This window comes from Mariniphaga anaerophila (assembly GCF_900129025.1).
Classification (GTDB): Bacteria; Bacteroidota; Bacteroidia; order Bacteroidales; family Prolixibacteraceae; genus Mariniphaga; species Mariniphaga anaerophila.
Map to the genome: position 1 here is coordinate 629781 of NZ_FQUM01000001.1, position 20946 is coordinate 650726.

The 20946-nt window shown below is 42.4% G+C and carries 17 protein-coding genes; 8 read left to right on the plus strand and 9 right to left on the minus strand.

What is annotated here, in order from left to right:
- Positions 1 to 10 precede the first annotated feature (10 nt).
- The 6 genes from BUB08_RS02560 to BUB08_RS02585 all read right to left on the minus strand — a co-directional run bounded on the left by BUB08_RS02560 (position 11) and on the right by BUB08_RS02585 (position 5270).
- Positions 11 to 2506, minus strand: coding sequence for a TraG family conjugative transposon ATPase (locus BUB08_RS02560; RefSeq protein WP_072998604.1), 2496 nt, complete (start codon positions 2504 to 2506; stop codon positions 11 to 13).
- Positions 2503 to 2832 (minus strand): DUF4133 domain-containing protein, encoded by a 330-nt coding sequence (locus BUB08_RS02565; protein WP_072998606.1) that lies wholly within the window; start codon positions 2830 to 2832, stop codon positions 2503 to 2505. The genes BUB08_RS02560 and BUB08_RS02565 overlap by 4 nt, the downstream gene beginning before the upstream one ends.
- Positions 2833 to 2852: 20 nt before the next feature.
- The gene (locus tag BUB08_RS02570) at positions 2853 to 3155 is read right to left on the minus strand and encodes a DUF4134 domain-containing protein (protein WP_139249589.1); all 303 of its coding nucleotides are present in this window, start codon (positions 3153 to 3155) and stop codon (positions 2853 to 2855) included.
- Between the two features lie 136 nt (positions 3156 to 3291).
- Positions 3292 to 4038, minus strand: a complete 747-nt coding sequence (locus BUB08_RS02575; protein WP_217651531.1) for a hypothetical protein — start codon at positions 4036 to 4038, stop codon at positions 3292 to 3294.
- 33 nt (positions 4039 to 4071) lie between these two features.
- Positions 4072 to 4509, minus strand: coding sequence for a DUF3408 domain-containing protein (locus BUB08_RS02580; protein WP_072998610.1), 438 nt, complete (start codon positions 4507 to 4509; stop codon positions 4072 to 4074).
- Positions 4510 to 4517: 8 nt separating this feature from the next.
- On the minus strand, positions 4518 to 5270 hold the full coding sequence (locus BUB08_RS02585) for a ParA family protein (protein ID WP_072998612.1): 753 nt from the start codon (positions 5268 to 5270) through the stop codon (positions 4518 to 4520).
- Between the two features lie 725 nt (positions 5271 to 5995).
- Here BUB08_RS02585 and mobA point away from each other — a divergent pair.
- Both mobA and mobB read left to right on the plus strand, forming a co-directional pair.
- Positions 5996 to 6430 (plus strand): conjugal transfer protein MobA, encoded by a 435-nt coding sequence (mobA, locus tag BUB08_RS02590; RefSeq protein ID WP_072998614.1) that lies wholly within the window; start codon positions 5996 to 5998, stop codon positions 6428 to 6430.
- Between the two features lie 5 nt (positions 6431 to 6435).
- Positions 6436 to 7698, plus strand: a complete 1263-nt coding sequence (gene mobB, locus BUB08_RS02595; RefSeq protein ID WP_072998616.1) for a conjugal transfer protein MobB — start codon at positions 6436 to 6438, stop codon at positions 7696 to 7698.
- Positions 7699 to 7820: 122 nt separating this feature from the next.
- On the opposite strand, the gene BUB08_RS02600 is transcribed toward mobB, so the two are convergent.
- Complete coding sequence (locus tag BUB08_RS02600; RefSeq protein WP_072998618.1) at positions 7821 to 9116, minus strand: ATP-binding protein; 1296 nt, start codon at positions 9114 to 9116, stop codon at positions 7821 to 7823.
- Between the two features lie 221 nt (positions 9117 to 9337).
- Between BUB08_RS02600 and mobC the strand changes: the two genes are divergently transcribed.
- The 6 genes from mobC (at position 9338) to BUB08_RS02625 (ending at position 19489) form a co-directional block, all read left to right on the plus strand.
- Complete coding sequence (mobC, locus tag BUB08_RS02605; RefSeq protein ID WP_072998619.1) at positions 9338 to 11350, plus strand: conjugal transfer protein MobC; 2013 nt, start codon at positions 9338 to 9340, stop codon at positions 11348 to 11350.
- Between the two features lie 94 nt (positions 11351 to 11444).
- Complete coding sequence (locus BUB08_RS02610) at positions 11445 to 11726, plus strand: hypothetical protein (RefSeq protein WP_072998621.1); 282 nt, start codon at positions 11445 to 11447, stop codon at positions 11724 to 11726.
- Between the two features lie 175 nt (positions 11727 to 11901).
- Positions 11902 to 13362: a DUF3945 domain-containing protein gene (locus BUB08_RS02615; protein WP_072998622.1), complete on the plus strand. Its 1461-nt coding sequence runs from the start codon at positions 11902 to 11904 to the stop codon at positions 13360 to 13362.
- A 22-nt stretch (positions 13363 to 13384) separates the two neighbouring features.
- Positions 13385 to 13546, plus strand: coding sequence for a hypothetical protein (locus tag BUB08_RS20315; protein ID WP_175549927.1), 162 nt, complete (start codon positions 13385 to 13387; stop codon positions 13544 to 13546).
- A gap of 38 nt (positions 13547 to 13584) precedes the next feature.
- On the plus strand, positions 13585 to 14031 hold the full coding sequence (locus BUB08_RS02620) for a DUF1896 family protein (RefSeq protein WP_072998623.1): 447 nt from the start codon (positions 13585 to 13587) through the stop codon (positions 14029 to 14031).
- On the plus strand, positions 14018 to 19489 hold the full coding sequence (locus tag BUB08_RS02625; RefSeq protein WP_072998624.1) for a helicase-related protein: 5472 nt from the start codon (positions 14018 to 14020) through the stop codon (positions 19487 to 19489). Before BUB08_RS02620 ends, BUB08_RS02625 begins: the two co-directional genes overlap by 14 nt.
- Positions 19490 to 19594: 105 nt before the next feature.
- On the opposite strand, the gene BUB08_RS02630 is transcribed toward BUB08_RS02625, so the two are convergent.
- Together BUB08_RS02630 and BUB08_RS02635 are read right to left on the minus strand one after the other, a co-directional pair.
- Positions 19595 to 19909: a helix-turn-helix domain-containing protein gene (locus BUB08_RS02630; protein WP_072998625.1), complete on the minus strand. Its 315-nt coding sequence runs from the start codon at positions 19907 to 19909 to the stop codon at positions 19595 to 19597.
- Positions 19910 to 20076: 167 nt separating this feature from the next.
- Positions 20077 to 20910, minus strand: a complete 834-nt coding sequence (locus BUB08_RS02635) for an RteC domain-containing protein (RefSeq protein ID WP_072998626.1) — start codon at positions 20908 to 20910, stop codon at positions 20077 to 20079.
- Positions 20911 to 20946: the final 36 nt, after the last annotated feature.

Here is a 20946-nt window from a genome sequence, read left to right on the forward strand (position 1 = left end):
CTGCACGTTATTACTGTTTGTTTTCAGCAAGTTGTTTAATGGCCAGTTCAATGTCGCCGTTCAGTTTTCCCCCAAGCTGTATCACTTCCATCTTTTCCGATTCTTCGGTGGTGTAAGCCAGATATTCCTGAGCTGAAACTTCTGTGGCATAGACTGCACTTTGAACACCGCCCAATCCTATCCAGACCTCTTTATACCGACGGCTGGGTGCATTACCCATGTTAATGGAGAGTATCTGCGATTTTTCCTTTTCTGTCAGTCCCAGCAAAGCCTGTATCTGGTCGAACTTGTTCATGTATTTGCGCTGGTCGAGCAGTATCTTGCAATCCGAATTATTGATGATACTTTCCTTGACCACCGGGCTGGAAATAATGTCGTCCACTTCCTGCGTTACTACGATGGCTTCGCCAAAATATTTACGGACGGTTTTGTACATATAGCGCAGGTATTCAGCCATATTAGCAGAAGCAATCGCCTTCCATGCTTCTTCCACTATCAGTTGTTTTCTGACCCCTTTCAAACGGCGCATTTTGTTGATGAATGCCTCCATGATGATGATGGTCACCACTGGAAAAAGCTCGCGGTTTTCCTTAATGGCATCTATCTCGAATACGATAAAGCGTTTGGAAAGCAGGTCGATATTTTTATCCGAATTCAGCAGGAAATCAAAACGTCCGCCCCGGTAATACTGCCTCAATGTGGTCAGCATATTGTCGATGTTAAAATCATCCCTGCCTACCTTGATTTCTCTTTCTTCCAGCTCACGGCGGTAGTCATCGCGCATGTACTCGTAGAAAGTATTGAAGCAGGGTGTGAGATTCCTGTTTTCCTGAATCCGGTGGATATACGCCGATACCGCACTGCCCAGTTCACCGCTTTCGGTTTTGGACACTTTGTCGTCTTCACTCTTCCACAGTGTCAGCAATAGCGTTTTGATGCTGTCTTTCTTTTCCACATCAAACACATAATCGTCGGTGTAGAACGGATTGAATGAAATCGGGTTTTCTTCCGTATAGGTGAAATAAACCCCGTCTTCCCCTTTGGTTTTCCGGTGGATCATTTCGCACAGTCCCTGGTAGCTGTTACCAGTATCTACAAGGACGACGTGGGTGCCTTGTTCGTAGTACTGCCTCACAAGGTGGTTCATAAAGAACGACTTTCCGCTTCCGCTAGGCCCGAGCACGAATTTATTCCGGTTGGTGATAATCCCTTTTTTCATAGGCAAATCAGAAATATCCAGGTGAATGGGTTTTCCGCTCACACGGTCACACATTCGGATGCCGAAAGGCGAAGGCGACGAGCGGTAATTGGTTTCTTCAGTAAAGAAGCAAAGCGCCTGTTCAATGAAGGTGTAAAAGCTTTCCTCTGAAGGAAAGTCACCCGCATTGCCCGGTATTCCTGCCCAGTATAGGGTGGCTGCATCCACGGTATTGTGATGCGGCTTGCACTCCATCAGTGCCAGTTGCGAACCAACTTCGTTACGGATATGCTTTAATTCCTGTTCATCCTCACTCCATGCCATCACGTTAAAATGCGCCCGGATAGAAATCAGCCCGTGTGAGTGGGCTTCGTTCAGGTAGAGGTCAATCCATTCCTTGTTAATGGCATTGCCCCGGCTGTAACGCGATAACGACTGCATATTCCTGGCGCTTTTTTCAAACTTTCGCAGGTTTTCCGCACTATCATCCAGAAACAAATATTGGTTATATACATGGTCACAGGCCAGCAATAGCCCAACAGGAGCGGCAAACGACAAAAGGCAGTCGCTCCGGTCGGTGGACAGTTTTTCATAACGCATGTCCGTCCCTACCTTTCCGGGCAAATCTTCCACATCGGATAAGGTATGCAGACAAACGTGTTTATCGCCAATCCGGAGGCTGTCTGCTCCCAGCTTCATATCTTCCAGACAGGTGGTGTTTTCGAGTGAAAGGGAAAAATACTTTTCGATTAATCCTGTATTTTCCGGTGTGCCGACAATTTCATCGGTCGTAAGCCGGATAAGACGAATAAATCCACTGTCGTTGATAATCCGCTCAAACTGTCCGACGGCTTCCAGGAACCTGACTGTACTTTCTTTATTGACATCTTTGGGGATGATATTGCCCCGGCAAAGGGATGAAAAATTGCTTTGCATCCGCATACGCTCTTTGGTCGTTTTGGTCAGGTAGAGAAAACACTCATGGTTCAGGTAGGGCCGTTCATTAAAATGGCGTTCGTAACTGCGTGAGAGGAAACTCATTTCTCCGTCATCAGTTTTGGGGTGGTAAGTTTCACGGACAAACCAATCCTGTTTATGTACCACACTGTAATCGGGAAGCACTTTAACTGCTTTGGCCCAGGCAGAATGAATGGCTTCGTATTCGGGCGAGGTTACGGTAAACAGTTCCGGCAGGTTTACACGGAAAGCTACTGTTACATCAGCATCCTTGCTGACAATACAGTCATGCTCCACACTTAGCAGCGGGAACTTGCTTTCAATAGTCGTTGCTTTCATTGTGTTCCTCATGCTGCATTCTCCTTTCTTACTTTTTGGAAAAGGCTGCGGGGAACTTTTCGGTTAATCAGGTAGCGGGGATGCTGTTTTTTGGCCATGAGTTTCATCAGTCCTGATTCCCCGTAACGGGTGTTCAGGTTGAAAGTCAGCCATACCAGCACCGAAGCTGCAATTACACCGAAAACGATACAGATCCATTGGCTGACACCAGCCATGTAAAGGATGACAAACACCACGAACACGGCAAGCAGCCCGGCGGCGAAAATAAACAGGTACTGAGATTTTAACCCCTTAAATTCGACGCTTTTGCCAATTCCTTTGTTGATATTGTATTCCATAGTGATTTTGGTGGAGTTTATTAAAGGAAGAACGAACGCAGGATAGTAGCGGCAACGATAAGGAATATACACGCCCCGAACCAGCTCGCAGCGGTTTTGCTGGTATCCGGGTCACCGCTCGAAAACTTGTTGTAAACTTTGATTCCGCCGATAAGCCCTACTACAGCGCCAATGGCATAAATCAGTTTGGTCCCGGGGTCAAAATACGAGGTAACCATGTTGGTGGCTTCTGTGATTCCGGCGGTGCCATCGCCCTGCGCAAATGCGGTTGAAACAGCAGCCACTAAGAAAGCTGCCTGCATCAGAATTTTCTTTTTTGTCATATTGATTTCTTTGTTTATGGTGCAAGGCGTTTTTAGCCCCGCACCGGTTAAATAATTGTTTGTTGTTTCGGATATTTTAGTGGTTGTTGCCGACCCTATCCGTAATCGTATTTTTTCATCTTTGATTTTTTAATTGTTAGACATAATTTCTGACATCAAACCCTTTGGGAACAGAGGTCGCAGAAGGCTTATTTTCTCCTGACTCTCCGGCTTTCCGCTGATGAAATGCTTTCAGGTACGAATCAATTAATCCGCCGACCCTGTTTTCCCTTTCGGGTTCACCTGAAACCATTGCTTCAAACATATCGGTATGTTTCAGGTGCAGAAGAACCCGTCCTGTTTCTTCTTTTTTCTCCTCCGTAATAACCGGATTGTGTACCACGGTGCGGTAGGCTTCGCCCATTTGTTCAAAACTGATTCCCTCGGCCAGTGAACGGCCTGAAACCTGCAAGGCTTCGTATTCTTCCTCTTCATCCGCCGGTTCCGGTTCTTCCGGCATCGGGCAGTCAATGTCTAATGGCGGGTTGGCTTCGCCGGGAGGAACATCGCCGAAAACTTCGTCCAGTTCGTTGGCTGGAATTATCCGGGAATGTTCTTTTGGTACATCTGACGGGACAAATATATTTCCTTTTCCGTTATCTTTTTCATTATCTGGTTCTTTGGCCGCTTGTGGCACAGGAATGCGTTCCCTGAGGACAAACCGGCTTTTACCGATAATATCACCTTTGTTATTTTTCCTGTCCTGATCTTTAAGCATTGCCTCCCTGTTTTCTTTCCGAAAACGTTGGTTCTCCGAAATGAAAAAGTGCATCGTCCAGAGCGCGTAGAGTATGGCAAAAGCAACAATTAGTGCCAATATTGTATTCAGTGTAATCGTTATCATCTGCTACTGGAATTTGAATCGTTCCTCCTGGTATCAAAAAATATCTGTATTCTTTTTCTTATACAGTTTGGTAATATCATCCTGAAACATGGCAAAGTGGTGTTCCAGTACATTGTCCAGGTAGCTGAACAGGGACAGTTCGTTTTCTCCTATCACCCTGACGATTTTCAGGATGCGGTCATGAAACTCTTTGCGAATATAGACCACTTTACCGCTGCGGGTTTTGACTTCCGCTTCCTTAAAAAAGAGCGTTTCATAATCCATTCCTTTGGATTTACGTCTACGCGGTTCATCCAGCGGCATTTCACTCAAACCGGACTTAACCTTTGTATGTTCCGACTTTTCTGCTTCATCTTTTTTCCGTTCTTCTCCAGAAGGTGTTGAATATGGGCTAAGTGGTCTGTTCCGGCTTTTAGCCTGGCTGATGATAAAAGTGGCATCCAGTTTTTCATGTTTATCTTTTTTGTCCATGCTTTTCTCTATTTAACCAGGTTAAGAAATTCATCCGCCAGCGTATCAAGGTTACTTCCTTTCAGAAGCGTTTTATCCGGTGGGAACAGCGTGGAACGGAACAGGGCTTTATGATTAAAGGACTGCTCATGCCGAAACCGTTTCGTATCAGGTAAGAAGGTGCTGAACATTTGAAAGCCCAATTCACTAATCACTGTTTCATAAACTTCATACAGATCCGACTTTTCACGTCCATCCACCATATTCCAGAGCAGGTAAAGGTTTTTTATATTTGATTTGTCCGGCTGCATGATGTGTTCTTTTACCACCAGTAGGTAATTGAGGGTGCTTTCCAATACCACACGGTCGGCGCTGATGGGGGCAATCAGATAGTCCATTTCTGCCAATGCATGTATCAGGTGTTCGTTATTCATTGTTCCCGGAAGATCAAAGAAGATAAAATCATAATCGCCCTGCGGAAACAGGTACTCGGCATCTGCTATTGCTTCCTGCGTGTTACTCTCTATCACCGGATAAGCTTTTTTGTTTATCCGGGTAAATTGCTCGTAAGCCATCCTTTCGTAATGCCTGTCTTCCAGGGCCAGTTTTAAATCCCTTTCCCGCATCTCCACAATGGAATGCTGCGGGTAATCACAGTCTATCACAACGATGTTGTAATCCCTGATATAATGGAGATAACTGGCAACCAGTACGGTCAGTGTTGTTTTGCCTGCCCCGCCTTTTTGGGTGGAGAAAGCCACATAAATCGGTTTCTTTTTCATTTGTCTGTACTTTTAGTGAAACATTTGTTTATTTATTCCTGAATGAATTTGTTCTCTTGTTTATATGCAACTTATCCAGCATTTTTGTTCGCCTGTTTGTATTTCCGCGCAAACACTCGCGGACAGGCTTAAATGAGTAAAATCATAAAAGTTTAAAAGTGTGCATAAACATTTGCGCTTTTGCATTTTTGCGTTTTGTCTTACGATTGTAAATTCCTGTTTTTCTGACTGATTATGTCTCTATCTATTCAACTGTTTGTTTCTGGTTGCAGGAACACACATTTGAGTTTATTTGCAACTTTACCTAAGTGCCTGCTCACCTTATTTTCTGTGCAAATAAAAGCCATTAAAAAATCGTTTCTGGTGGTTTTAAAGTAAGTGGCAGCATCTGGCTTCAAAGTGGTAAATTCTGGCACAATCACATGCTATTCAAACAATTAAAAAGACCGGTAACTTTGCCTCTGGTACGATACCGGTAACAGGTCAGACTGCTATCTATCATTTTTGCAGCCCGTCAATTTATCTGTCCGGATGGCGGGCAGATTTATTTGCAATGTGGCAAATAGCAAGCTGTGTTTTGAGTTACTCATTTCATTTCACGTAACCCAAAACCGCTTGCCCGCAAGGGGAGAAAAGCAGGCTCCGAAGTCGCTGCTTTTTGATAAGGGCAGTAAGCCTGACTGCATTATGGTAACGGACATTTGAAATACTAAAATATCCGGCAGATGAAACAGGAAAATACAAAAGGCCAAAGGCGAAAAGGGGGACGCCCGGCAAAAAATGACCCCGTAACAGAGTGCGTTATGGTACGCTTTAACGCCCGTGAATATGCCCGTTTTCTGACATTATTTGAACAATCGGGTGTAAAAGCAAAAGCTGTTTTTATCAAAGCAAGGGTATTCGGTCAGCCGTTCCACGTGGTGAAAACTGACCGGGCTGCGCTCGAATATGTGGCAAAGCTGACTACTTTTTATGCCCAGTTCCGTGCCATTGGCGTTAATTACAACCAGGTTGTGAAAGAACTGCACAGCAACTTTTCACATAAAAAAGCACTTGCGTTGCTCTTTAAACTGGAAGATCTGACCAAAGAACTGGCCGCAACCGGACAACAAATTATCTCCCTAACAAAAGAGTTTGAAGAAAAATATTTACAAGGATAGGCGTTATGATTGCCAAAATAACCACCGGAAAAGACATCTACGGTGCACTTGCCTACAACCAGGAGAAGGTAAACGAAGGGTTGGGAAAGGTACTTGCTTCGAATATCGTTCCCGAACCTGAGGATGGCCGCTTTAGTGTGGCAACGTGTACCGAAGCCTTTAATCGTTGGTTGCCCTCGCATTACCGCACAGAAAAACCGGTCATTCATATTTCGCTCAACCCGCACCCTGATGACAAGCTTACCGATGAACAATTGTCAGACATCGGGAGTGAGTATCTGCAACAAATGGGGTACGGCGCTCAACCATACCTTATTTTCAAACACTCGGATATCGGGCGGGAACATATTCATATAGTATCGGTACAGGTGGACAGTGAGGGCAAAAAAATCAAAGACAGCAACCGCAATTTACGGAGTGTAGCTGCGACTGAAAAACTGGAAAAGAAATATGGTTTGCACCGCGCCAAAGAACAGAAACAGTTGGAACAATGGCAGTTTAAGCCCGTGGATGCGGAAAAAGGCGATTTGAAAAAACAAATCGCTTCGGTCATTAAACCGGCAGCCATTATGTACCGGTTCCAGACACCGGGAGAATACCGGGCCTTGTTATCCCTCTACAACATCGGTGTGGAAGAAGTAAAGGGAACGAGAAGTGGAAAGCCTTACCGGGGATTGCTCTATTCCGCATTGGACAGCGAAGGCAATAAAGCCGGAACGCCAATCAAATCATCGGCTTTCGGGAAAACAGTCGGGATCACTGCCCTCGAAGAAAGGATGAAAAAATCTGCCATACTGATAAAAGAAAATGGATATCGCGAAGGCCTGCGCCCGTTGGTTGCCAGGGCAATAGGCGAAGCCCGCAGTGAATCGGAACTGCACCAAAAGTTACAGAAAAAAAATATTGACCTTTACCTCCGGCGAAACGACACAGGACGGATTACCGGGGTAACTTTTATCGACCATCAAAGCCGTTGTGTGTTGAACGGCTCCCGCTTGGGCAAAGAGTTTTCTGCCAATGTATTCAATGACCTGTTTAGAGAGTCCCCGATAATTGAGGGACACACAAAACAGGTGGGCGAAAAAGAACCGTTCACGCCTTTGGCTGAACAGTCCTCACCACCCAGCAGTCAGGCCGGGCATATTGAATCCGCCATTAGCAGCCTGTTTTCAATTTTCTCGCCGCAACCGGAACCATATTGGGATAATCAGCAACAACTCCGCAAAAAACGGAAAAAGAAAAAACGAAGATTTGGAAGGCAGACATAAATGATACATTTCAACCGTATATTTTCAACAGTTTATATTTTTAAGTATATCTGTACTGCAAATACATTCCTATATGAAAAAATAAACTCAATATCTCAAAAACTTCTTTTTTTATGAGATGGTCACAAATTATCTTCCCCAATGGCATATAACGGAACATTTGTCATCCACTCTTCTTTTTTAAAATCGGTTAATGATGTCCGTATGGCCTTTGCAGGCTTGTATTTTTCACAAAACAAGCGAAAGCTTTTTGCTCTTAGGTTTTCGCCCGACTTTACTTCAACAGGAATAACTTTCCCTTCTTCCTGTATAACGAAATCAACTTCGGAAGTACTCCTTTCGTTTGTCCAGTAGCCTATATACCGCAAACTGCTCAACCGCAGTTGCTGCATCACATATTGTTCGGTGAGCGCGCCTTTGAACTCGGTAAAGATTTCATCACCTTCAATAATTGTCCTTACATCCAGTCCGGCCATGGCACCAAGTAGCCCAACATCGTGCAGGAATAATTTAAATACAGAAATTTCCTGATATGCTGCCAGCGGGATTCCGGGCTTTGATACCCGGTGGCTTTTCAAAAGTAAACCGCAATCCACCAACCACTGAATAGCCAACTCAAAATCTTTAGCACGGGCACCTTCTCTTATTACTCCATACACAAATTTTTTATTCTCTTTGGCCAGTTGCGAAGGGATGCTTTGCCAAACCATCCGGATCCGGGGAACGATCTCATTGGGCCCATATTTGGAAAAATCACCTTCATACGAGTTAAGTATCCTGTTCTGAATCCGGCGGACTAATTGCCAATCACGGGCCTGAACAAAAGCAGACACGACTTCGGGCATCCCACCTACATAGAAGTAATAACGTAAATACTCCTTCAGTTTTTCGGTAAAAATGGAAATAACGCTCCAATTTTTCCCTTTTAAAGCATCAACCAGTGCCGATTCATTTAATGAAAGCAGGAATTCATAAAAAGAAAGGGGGCGCAAATCCAGGAAATCAACTTTGCCAACCGGGAATGAAACCTGGCTGTGTAATCCCATCCCAAGAAGAGAACCGGCGGCAATTACATGATATTGCGGGGCATTTTCACAAAAATATTTCAGGGAGGTCACCCCGCGTTCTGCCGACTGTATCTCATCAAAAACAATCAGCGTATCTTCTGCAGTTATTGTTGTTTGCGCATGTATTTGGAGGACAGTGATGATTCGCTCAATATCAAAGTCTGCTGAGAAAATATTCTGCAATGCCGGGGTTTCTTCAAAATTCACGTAAACAAATTTTGCATAAGAAGTACGGCCAAACTCCTGCAAAAGCCAGGTTTTACCCACTTGACGCGCTCCCCTGACAATAAGCGGCTTACGAAATTTATCTTCCTTCCAATTTTTTAAGTTGATAATCAATTCCCTGTACATATATATCCATTAAAATTTGATATAATAATACATTTTTATCGAGATATAATTGAATATTCACTACATTTTTATCAGGATAAAATTTAAATGCATTTTTGAACCTATACCTCTAGCCAAATGCGACCATTTCTATGCCATAAACTGCCAGCGTTCTACTATTCAGTATTTTCCCATAAAAGCCTTCCTACTTTCGCCTTCCAAACATCAAAAAGCAAATTACTATGCAACAAGAAGATGATTTGAGGGCACTGGCAAAAATCATGGATTTTATGCGTGCTCTGAGTATTTTATTTGTAATCATAAATATTTACTGGTTCTGTTACGAATCTATGATCGAATGGAATATCAATATAGGAGTGGTGGATAAAATACTGCTAAATTTCAACAGCAGTGCCAACCTGTTTGGTAATATTCTTTATACAAAACTTTTTGCAGTTGCATTCCTTGCCTTATCCTGTCTTGGAACCAAAGGAGTAAAAGAGGAAAAAATTACCTGGAGCAAGATTATTGGTTTTCTTTTTGTCGGCTTCATATTTTTCTTTTTTAACTGGTGGTTATTGGAGCTACAAATACCATTGGTTGCCAAAACAACATTCTACGTTCTTACATTAGGCGTAGGTTATCTTTGCCTGTTGGCAGGTGGCGTTTGGGTGAGCCGCCTTTTGAAAAGTAACCTGATGGAAGATGTTTTCAATACCGAAAACGAGTCGTTTATGCAGGAAACACGCCTGGTTGAAAATGAATATTCTGTAAATCTTCCATCGCGTTTCTATTACAGAAAGAAATGGAATAATGGCTGGATTAATGTTGTAAATCCTTTCCGTGCAGGTATTGTATTGGGAACTCCCGGCTCCGGTAAAAGCTATGCAGTAATCAATCAATTCATAAAACAGCAGATAAAAAAAGGGTATTCGCAGTACATCTATGATTTCAAGTTTCCCGACCTCTCAACAATTGCTTATAACCACCTGTTGAAAAACCAACGCGGATATAAAAAAGTTCCGACTTTTTATGTAATCAATTTTGACGACCCGGCACGTTCACACCGGTGTAATCCGATTAATCCATCTTTTATGAGCGATATTTCCGACGCTTATGAAAGTGCATACACCATAATGCTGAATTTGAACCGTACATGGGTTCAAAAGCAGGGCGACTTTTTTGTAGAATCACCAATTATTTTGTTCGCAGCCATTATTTGGTATTTGCGCATATACAAAGAAGGCCGGTATTGTACATTCCCTCATGCCATTGAGTTCCTGAACAAGCGATATGAAGATATTTTCCCGATTCTGACGAGCTATCCTGAACTGGAGAACTATCTTTCTCCTTTTATGGATGCCTGGATGTCGGGGGCGCAGGACCAGTTACAGGGGCAAATCGCCTCGGCAAAAATCCCGCTTTCGAGGATGATTTCACCGCAATTGTATTGGGTTATGTCGGGAAATGAGTTTACACTAGACATTAATAATCCCGACGACCCGAAAGTGTTGGTTGTGGGTAACAATCCCGACCGTCAAAATATTTATGGCGCAGCATTGGGACTCTATAACAGTCGTATCGTGAAGTTAATTAATAAAAAAGGACAACTAAAAAGTTCTGTTATCATCGACGAGTTACCAACCATTTATTTTAAAGGGCTGGATAACCTTATTGCCACAGCAAGGAGTAACAAGGTTGCGGTATTGCTCGGCTTTCAGGATTTCTCGCAGTTAAAACGCGATTACGGAGATAAGGAAGCAGCGGTGGTAATGAATACAGTCGGTAATATTTTCTCCGGGCAGGTTGTGGGAGACACGGCTAAAAACCTGTCGGAACGTTTCGGGAAAGTTTTGCAAAAACGCCAGTCGATGACTATAAACCGAAATGATAAATCAACTTCCATCAGTACCCAGTTAGATAGTCTTATTCCTGCCAGTAAAATTTCCACGCTTACCCAGGGGATGTTTGTCGGGGCGGTTGCCGATAACTTTGAAGAACGCATTGAGCAAAAGATATTCCATGCAGAGATTGTTGTAGATAATAAAAAAGTTACTGCAGAAACAAAGAGATATAAGGAGATTCCGGTTATTACAAATTTCGTTGACGAAAACGGAGTTAACTGCATGAAAGAGATGATTCAGGACAATTACAACCGAATTAAAGAAGAAACAAAACAAATCGTTGAAGATGAACTGAGCAGGATAAAAAATGACCCGGCACTTTGCCACTTGTTGCCCAAAAAGGAATCATGAGATGACTTAAAATTATTCTAAATCAAATATTTGCAACAGACATTAAATGCTACGTTTTTCATACCTTTGAAATGTTATCAATCATTTCACAATTATGCTAACAAAAGAAACCGTAGCTGAATTAACTATTTTTTATAAGCGTCAGCGTTTAACAAGTCTCATATTTGACGATAAGGAAACTGCCGATATTTTTGTTGAAACATTGACAAATATGTTCAATCAAAAAGGCCATGATGAATTTTCTTTCAATGGGGCAATAAAAACAGTTTATACCCCTGATACAATCAGTGATGAATTACTCAGTTATGCTGAAGGCAATATTTCTCCTAAAGGTTGGATTGTAAAAATGATGAAAGTAATTGATGGATTAAACTAATCCCAAATACATTCATAGTTTTTAAATATTTAGTTGTCAAACACTTTAAAAAGCCAAAAACAGCCAATACCGTTCCTCAAACTGCCACTATTGGCATATTCCTTTATTTGACAAACAGTTACGCATAATTTCGTCCATGCATCAATAGTGGTGCAGTAACTAAAACATTCGTAAGATGGACGAAAAAATCAGTAACGACGACAAAAAAGTATTACTCGTCAAAGACGCAAATGACGGCAAAGTTAAAGCCGTTACCGGCATGGATGAAAAAGGCAACATTCGAACAGAGGAACCAACAGCGAATAACCAGAACAGTCTTTTTGCCGTGAACACAAATGAAGCCATGTTGGAGACATTCTTCAAAAAAATGGCGGAACAAGTGCAGCAACCTTCGCATACCGGATTTTTTCTAATGACAGAAAAAGTGTTGGATAAACTTGTGAAAATTGACCTCGATCCGCATGAACTGGAACTACACCGTATCACCCCGGCAGAATACCTTAAAGAGGTAGAAAAACAAAATCCAAAGCAGGCACAAAGCGGAGGAAAAGAAACATCCCAAAGTACCTTTCAGCCGATGGATGTCAGTAAAATTGATCAGCAGGAACTCCAAAAGTACGGTATCAATGCCTCTGATTTGGAACCTCACCTCAAAGCCATGTCCTACGGCCACAAATCACCGCACATGATTCCTTTAAATCCTGAACTGGAAACAGGTATCCGAGTTCCTACCAAAGGGCGTGTATCATTGGAAGAGCAAGCCGATGGTTCTCTCAAAATCATCCCGCATTACTGGCAGGAAAAACCCAACCTGGATGTCCCTTTTCACGGTGTACTTCTTAATGACCAGGACAAAGAAAACCTGCGCCAGTCATTGAATGCAGGCAGGGTGATTGAACTGGAACCTTCGCCCGGACAGAAAATTCCGGCTTTTGTTTCACTCGACCGGCTTACCAACAAGCTGGAAGCTTTGCCTGTAGAAAACATCTCCATTCCCAACAAAATCAAACGAGCCGACCTTTCCGAAGATCAAAGGCTCAGACTTGGTGCAGGCGAAAAAGTACTGGTAGAAAAAATGGTTTCACGCACAGGCCGATTCTTTGACGGATATATTCAAATCAATGCTTCTGACAAAAAGTTTGATTTTAGCTATGAAGGGCTCGACCGTAACCGGTATGCAAAAGAGAACAAGGAAGTCCGTCGCCAGCAGAAAGAAAATGCACCGGGAGGGGAATCAGAAAAACAAAAACAACTCTTTATTCCGCAAAAATTGCTTGGCATTGAACTGACGGAAAAACAGCAGGAATTTCTCAAAGCAGGCCAGGCCACTTACATCAAGGGAATGCAGAAAGACGACAAAGGGGAACCATTCAACGCATGGGTAAAACCGAATCCCGAAAAAATGAAATTTGATTTTTTCAGGTGGAATCCGGATAAAGCCCAAAAGCAGGGCGCGAAAGTGAAACCTGCAGAAGAAAGCAAAACGCAGGTTGCTGTTAACAACAAAGGCAATACCAACGAATTAACCAAAAACGTTAAGGAGCCATTAAAACAGGGACAACAAAAACCTACGGAAAACCAGTTTAAGCAAGAAGCTCGAAGGCCAGCTGCAAAGAAAAGTGGTATCAAAATCTGAGTCCTGTTTTAAACAGTTCCGGATGAAAACAACACAAGACAAATTCAACCGGGAATGGTTATATTTACCACTGAATATACCGCTGCTTTCTGCGATAAGCATATCATTTCTTTGTTTATTGTTTGTCGGTGACGGATATTTTAGTGGTGCGCTCCGGGTGGGAACCCGGGGCGCTTTTGCCTGATATGCCTTCCCGTTTTCAACCACTAAATATCCGTAATCATGAAAAACGCAAAAAATAAAACCGGACAGGAATTATCCTATTACGGGTTCACCCTTCTTTCTTACCTTAAAGAAAACCAGCCAAACCGTACCAACAACGCAGCTTTTATAGAAGAACGTGCCGATGCTGCGGCTGAAGCGTATAGCAATGCTGTTAAATACGGGCAGACACATATTGAGGCAGAAGAACTGGCCTCAAATGCACTTTTCCAGGGCCTGCATTTTTCCGCTTACAACACTCTTGTTCATATTCTCTGGAATGAATTTTCAGATGAAATACCTGAAAAAAGGGCAAAAGAAATTGCCTTTAAAATCTTACCACTTTGCGGTGAAGTGCTGGACAAATACTCCCTTACGGATGATTTTGTCGGCACTTCACAATATGATGAATTATATACCGAACTGACGGGAACCCTCGAAATTCTGCTCGAAGATGGCTTACAATAAAAAGACGCACCTTCGGGCAAATATTGATGCAATAAAGACTGCATTTACCCTTGAAAAGGAGAACAGGATGGCAACAGCAGAGGAAAGGGAAATACTCGTCAGTTATTCGGGTTTCGGAGCAATCAAAGAAATCCTCGAACCTCCTCCGGCTAACGGCTCGGCCAATCCCCTGATAAATGAATTGCTTGGTGTTTTAAGGGAAAATACCCGCAATGATAAAGAATATAAACGCTTTTTCGACGGCTTGAAAAACTCTATTTTGACAGCATTTTATACACCGCCAGAAATAGTAAATACTTTGGCCAGTGCATTTTGTGACAGCGATATCAACCCATACCGTCTGCTTGACCCAAGTGCCGGAACAGGTGTATTTGCACAGGCTTTTAAACAGCTTTCTCCCGATATGGAAGTAACCTGCTTTGAGAAAGATCCGATAACCAGGATTGTACTCAAACACCTTCATCCTGAAGACAAAGTAAGAACAGAGGGTTTTGAAAATATTGAAAAGAAATATGCCGGTTATTATGATATAACAACTAGCAACATTCCTTTCGGGGATGTGGCAGTATTTGACCCGGCCTTATATTCCGATAGCAACCCGGCAAAAAAGATTGCCTCACGCACCATCCATAATTATTTTTTCCTGAAATCGGTGGATATTGTACGACCGGGAGGCCTGGTGGCTTTCATTACCTCGCAGGGCGTACTGAATTCTCCTGCAAACCGTCCAGTGCGGGAATTCCTGATGTCCAATTGCGAGCCCGTTTCAGTTATCCGGCTCCCAAACAACCTGTTCAGCGAATATGCGGGAACAAAGGTTGGCAGTGACCTTATTGTTCTGCAAAAAAGGGAATATGAGGACCTGTCTGTTTCAAGACAGGAAAAACAAGCATTTATTGAATCAAGGATACTGTCCAATGGAATTTCGGTTAGCAACAGTTTTAAAACCTTTGACAGGGTGGTACACACCGATGCCAAAGTTGATACCGACCCTTACGGCAAGCCGGCAATGGTATTCACCCATAAAGGAGGGATTAAGGGGATTGCCAAAGACCTTCAACAAATGCTTGCTGACGATTTTTTGCAAAATCTCAACATAAATTTGTATCGCTCCTTTGCTTTTAAACTGCCTGAACCAATTCTTTCAAAAAGTAATAAGAATACTATTTCAGCCGGGGAAAAACAACAGGGGACAAAAACTACCCCACAGGAAAACTTACAACAGGAACCACTACTTTCCCTCTATGACCTTTTCGGTCTTTCAGAAAAAGAACGAAATGGGCTGAAGCGTTCAACCCGGAGAAGAATACAAAAACCACAAACTCAAGCTCAAGAGGAAATCCCTCATATGGAATGGCGGGAGCGGTTGCATTACAAGGCAATGAAAAAGAGAACGCAACAGGAAAAAGGATCCTCGAAAAATAAAAACGCACGTTTAACAAACGGTTACGGGAAAGAAGTACAGTTTGAGGTTTTAAAAAGGGATTTGGAGCTACATGAAAAGGAAGATGTGATAAAACCGGTACCATTCAAACACGAGCTGTTACCTCACTATCGTGAAGGTTCCCTGGTATCCGACAATGATAACCGTATTGGGCATTTACAAAATATTGACGGTTTACAGCCCATGTTTCAGCCATTGGAGATAAACACTGTACAAAAACAGAAAATATCTTTATACATCGAAATACGGGACACTTATCATCACCTGTACCGTAACGAAGCAGACCGGTTGGAAGCTAATCCTGCTCTAAGAAAAATGTTGAATCGCCTATATGATGATTTTACTCGTCGCTTTGGGCTACTTAACGATAAGAAGAACCTCGACCTTATTAAAATGGATGCGCGGGGAACGGAAATTTTATCATTGGAGCGTTACATTAACGGCAAAGCGAAAAAAGCCGATATCTTCAATCATCCTGTTGCGTTCAATCCAAACGAGCTTACTTCGGTTGATACACCGCACGAGGCTTTGGCAGCTTCGCTAAATAAATATGCGGGTGTAAATCTGGATTATATGTCATCATTAACCAGCAGCACTGTAGATAACCTGAAGGAAGAATTAAAAGGAGCAATTTATTTCAATCCAATGAGTAACGGGTATGAAGTGGCTGATAAATTTATATCAGGCAATGTTATTTCCAAAGCACAGGAAGCAGAACATTTTCTGGAAAGTAATCCCGGACACGTGGAGGCGAAAGAATCGTTACGTGCATTGCAGGAGGCCACTCCAAAGCCAATTGCTTTTGACGACCTGGATTTTAATTTTGGTGAACGCTGGATTCCGACAGGTATCTATAACAAATACGCTTCGCATCTTTTTGATATAGAGGTTAACATTCATTACGCCTCCAGCCGTGATGAGTTCAGTGTTCAATCCGGTTATCCGAATGTAAAGATTACCGACCAGTATGCTGTAAAATCGCAAAGCCGAACTTTTAATGGTCTTACATTGATGAAGCATGCATTGCAAAATACTTCGCCAAACATCACCAAAACAATTATGGTGGATGATAAAGAAGTTAAGGTTCGTGACGGAGAGTCCATCCAACTTGCCAATACCCGTATCGATGAAATACGTAATAGTTTTTCCATTTGGCTTGGTGAACAGTCGCCCGAATTCAAAGACCGGCTGGCCGACTTGTATAACCGTACCTTTAACTGTTTTGTCCGCCCTGCCTATGACGGCTCGCAACAGAGTTTTCCGGGACTTGACCTGAAAGGGCTGGGCATTGACAGCCTTTACCAAAGCCAGAAGGATGCCATCTGGATGGACAAACTCAACGGCGGAGGTATTTGCGATCACGAAGTTGGTGGTGGCAAAACTCTCATTATGTGCTGCGGTGCCTATGAAAAGAAACGTCTCGGGTTAGTAAATAAACCGATGATTACAGGTTTGAAAGCCAATATACATGAGATTGCCAAAACATTCTGCACTGCTTATCCTAATGCCCGCGTATTGTATCCGGGCAAAGAGGATTTTACACCCAAAAACCGGCAACGGATTTTCAACGAGATAAAAAACAACGACTGGGATGCTGTAATCCTGACACATGAACAGTTTGGGATGATTCCGCAGTCGCCGGAAGTACAGCGCGATATTTTACAGGCAGAACTCGACAGTGTGGAGGAAAACCTTGAAGTCCTTAAATGTCAGGGTAAAGAAGTTTCGCGTGCTATGCTAAAAGGCTGTGTAAAAAGAAAAATGAATTTGGAAGCCAAACTGAAACAGGTTACTTATAATATTGAGAACAGGAAAGACGATGCTGTAGATTTTCGTATGATGGGGATAGACCATTTGTATGTGGACGAATCGCACAAATTCAAGAATTTAACCTTTAACACCCGACATGACCGTGTAGCAGGTCTTGGCAATCCCGGTGGCAGTCAACGGGCATTAAACATGCTTTTTGCTCTTCGCACAATACAGGAACGCAATGGAAGGGATTTGGGCGCAACCTTTCTTTCAGGAACTACCATTTCGAACTCCCTAACTGAGTTATACCTGTTGTTCAAATATTTGCGACCAAAAGAGTTGGAGCGGCAGAACATTAAAACATTCGACGCATGGGCCGCTATTTTTGCAAAAAAAAGTATTGATTATGAATTTTCGGTAACCAATGAAATCGTACAAAAAGAACGTTTCCGTTATTTTATCAAAGTGCCTGAACTGGCACAATTTTACTCCGAGATTACAGACTATCGGACCGCTGTTGATATTGGTATCGACCGTCCTAAGAAAAATGAAATCCTGCATAACATCCCGCCGACACCAGACCAGTCTGATTTTATAGACCGCCTGGTGCAGTTTGCAAAAACCGGTGATGCAACGTTGTTGTATCGCGCCCCCCTGAATGAGCGGGAAGAAAAGGCAAAAATGCTGATTGCAACAGACTACGCACGAAAAATGTCGCTGGATATGCGTATGGTCGATTCCCGTTTTGAAGACCATATTGACAACAAAGCAAGCCACTGTGCCCGTATGATTAACGGCTATTACAGGAAATACAACAATTATAAAGGGACCCAGTTTGTATTTAGTGACCTGGGAACCTATAAACCAGGGGAATGGAATGCTTACAGCGAAATTAAGCGCAAACTGGTGGAAAACCACAACATTCCGGCACACGAAATCCGTTTCATACAGGAAGCAAAAACAGAAAAAGCCCGGAAAATGATGATAGCTGATATGAACACCGGGAGAATCCGGGTTATGTTTGGCTCTACTGAAATGCTGGGAACCGGTGTAAACGCGCAGAAACGTGCAGTAGCCGTTCATCATCTGGACTGCCCGTGGCGTCCGTCGGATTTGGAACAGCGCGATGGAAGGGCGGTAAGGAGGGGCAATGAAATAGCCAAAACAATCGCCGGTAACCAGGTGGATGTTATTCTTTATGCCGTGGAAAAATCGCTGGATGCCTACAAATTTGGTTTGCTGCACAACAAACAACTTTTTATCCGCCAGTTAAAAAACAACAACCTGGGATGCCGTACCATTGACGAAGGAGCTATGGACGAAAAAAGCGGCATGAACTTTTCTGAGTATGTGGCTATTTTATCAGGTAATACGGAATTGCTTGAAAAAGCAAGATTGGAAAAGAAAATAACCGCATTGGAAAGCGAACGCCAGGCATTTGTTCGGGGAAAGTCATCGAGCCGGTACAAGCTGGAAAATATTACGCAAACGGTCGAACGGAATAAAGGGCTTATTGAGCGTATCTCCAAAGACGTGGAGAACTTCAAATCCCGAGTCCAGACCAACGAAGACGGTTCCTACCGTAACCCGGTACAATTGGACGGTGTTACCGGCAGCGATTTCAGGGTAATCGGTAAAAAACTGAATGAAATTGCCAGGACAGCCAAAACACATGGAGAACATGAGCCGATTGGAAGTTTGTACGGCTTCACGCTTTATGTAAAAAGTGAAACCACCAATAAAGACGGTATTGATTTCATACAAAACCGCTTCTCTGTCCGTGGCGAAGGTGAAATATTTTATCAATACAACAATGGTCAGATGGCCATTGACCCTAAGCTGGCCTCGCAAAACTTTTTACATGCCCTGGCAGAAAATATGCCGCGTTTGTTACAACGATATAAAGCGGATAACGAAAAACTGTCAAAAGATATTCCTGTGCTCAAAGATGTGGTGGAAAGTACCTGGCGGAGGGTGCCGGAACTGATTGATTTAAAATCGGAACAGGTGAGGCTGGAAAGGAAAATTCAGCAATCACTGAAATCAGATGGTGAAACAGAAGTACAAAATTCAGAACCAGACAATGTAACTTTGGGTAAAACAAAATATACAACAATAAAACAAAATTCGGAGATTCCACCCAAAATACCGGAATATCAACAGAAAACAACAGCAACTCCAAATGAATCAATTATTGTCGCTGATTTCGGTCATATGGTAAAAACAGATAATCAGATTGTTTCAAAAAGTTTAAAAGTATAGCATACAACGAAAAGAGCCGGTAATTTAAATTGATACCGGCACTTTCCTTTTCACGTACAACCCGCACCGTCTTTCAACGAAGCGGGAGAGACAAGAATAACCAACTTATTTTTTTTGCTTTCGGTTACGCCTTGTATGGAAACGGCTGAAATGAGTATCAATAAATTTCATAACATCAGTTTCTTTGTAAAACGTTTTGTGGTATATCATCTGAAAAGGCAGTTCGCCCGACGAGCGGTAACGCTGTAAAGTTCGTTTACTGACATTAAGCATCTGACATACATCGTGGTTATCCAGCAGTTTTTCGCCATTAAATAAAGGAACTTCTTCTCCCGGATCGTCCAATTTATTTACAACGTCATCCAACTTTGAATTTAAACGTTGCATCCAGCCCTCAAAATATTCTTTATCTATCAACATTACAGTAACTCATTGAATTACTGCGAAATTATGGACTATTCGTACTGCTGATATGGAAGTCGGTATCGTTTTTTTTTTTAATGATTTCACAATCGACAGATAAACAGATTGTTACATATCTATTCATTCGTAAGACATGTACGCGAATAGTGAGACGATACTCGGTATTAGCTGTTTTTTTCTCTGCCCATACGTTTAAGCAGTACATTTTTTAGTTTATCTAAAAATGGGGTAGGGCTATTTCTTATTTTCAAATCGCTGAATGCACGTGAGAGGTTTTTATCTAGCCTGATATTAAAAACATTCTGAACATAATCAGATAGTTGGGTGAGTGGAATGTCTCCAAAGATGTTGTCACTATCCCATGCATAAAGTTGTTCCATCAGTTCGGTCTTTGTTCCGCGCCAGGTTAGTTTTATCGACGGGAACCCCGAAGGAAGGTATATCCCGTTACTATTCAATTGGTCTATTTCCTGCATCAGGTATGCCAATAGCATATCGTTTGACAATATTTTTGCTAATTTGAAATCGTAGTTGGTGGAGAAATTTGGGTCGAGCTCATAATAAAACGTTTCCAGGTATTGTTCTGTATCCATTTTCCCCCTCAGAAAATATAAGGAATCTAGATGTGTCGCACCGGAACGATAATAACGGATAAAGTCCAATCGTTTTGCGTTATACTTATTTATTTCATTTAATTCTTCATGTAAATACTCCTTTTGTTCTTCTATTCCTGCCGGACGATTCATTTCAATATTGTAAAGCTTCCTGTAATAAATAAGCCGGTAGCAGAATTTGGGTTTAATTTCTTTGAAAAAAAATATTTCTTCATCATCATTTTTAAACTCATAGGGAATGATAAACTTTTTTAACTGTTCAAATGCTTCTGCAAGAACATGAGAGGCCTCTAACGATTTTTTCAGGATATTACTATCTGATGATTCTATTTGATCAATTAATTCATCTGTTTCTTTGCGTAGTTTGGTGATGTATTCGTTCATTTAATAACTTTATTTAGTATATTTTTTCGAAAGTTG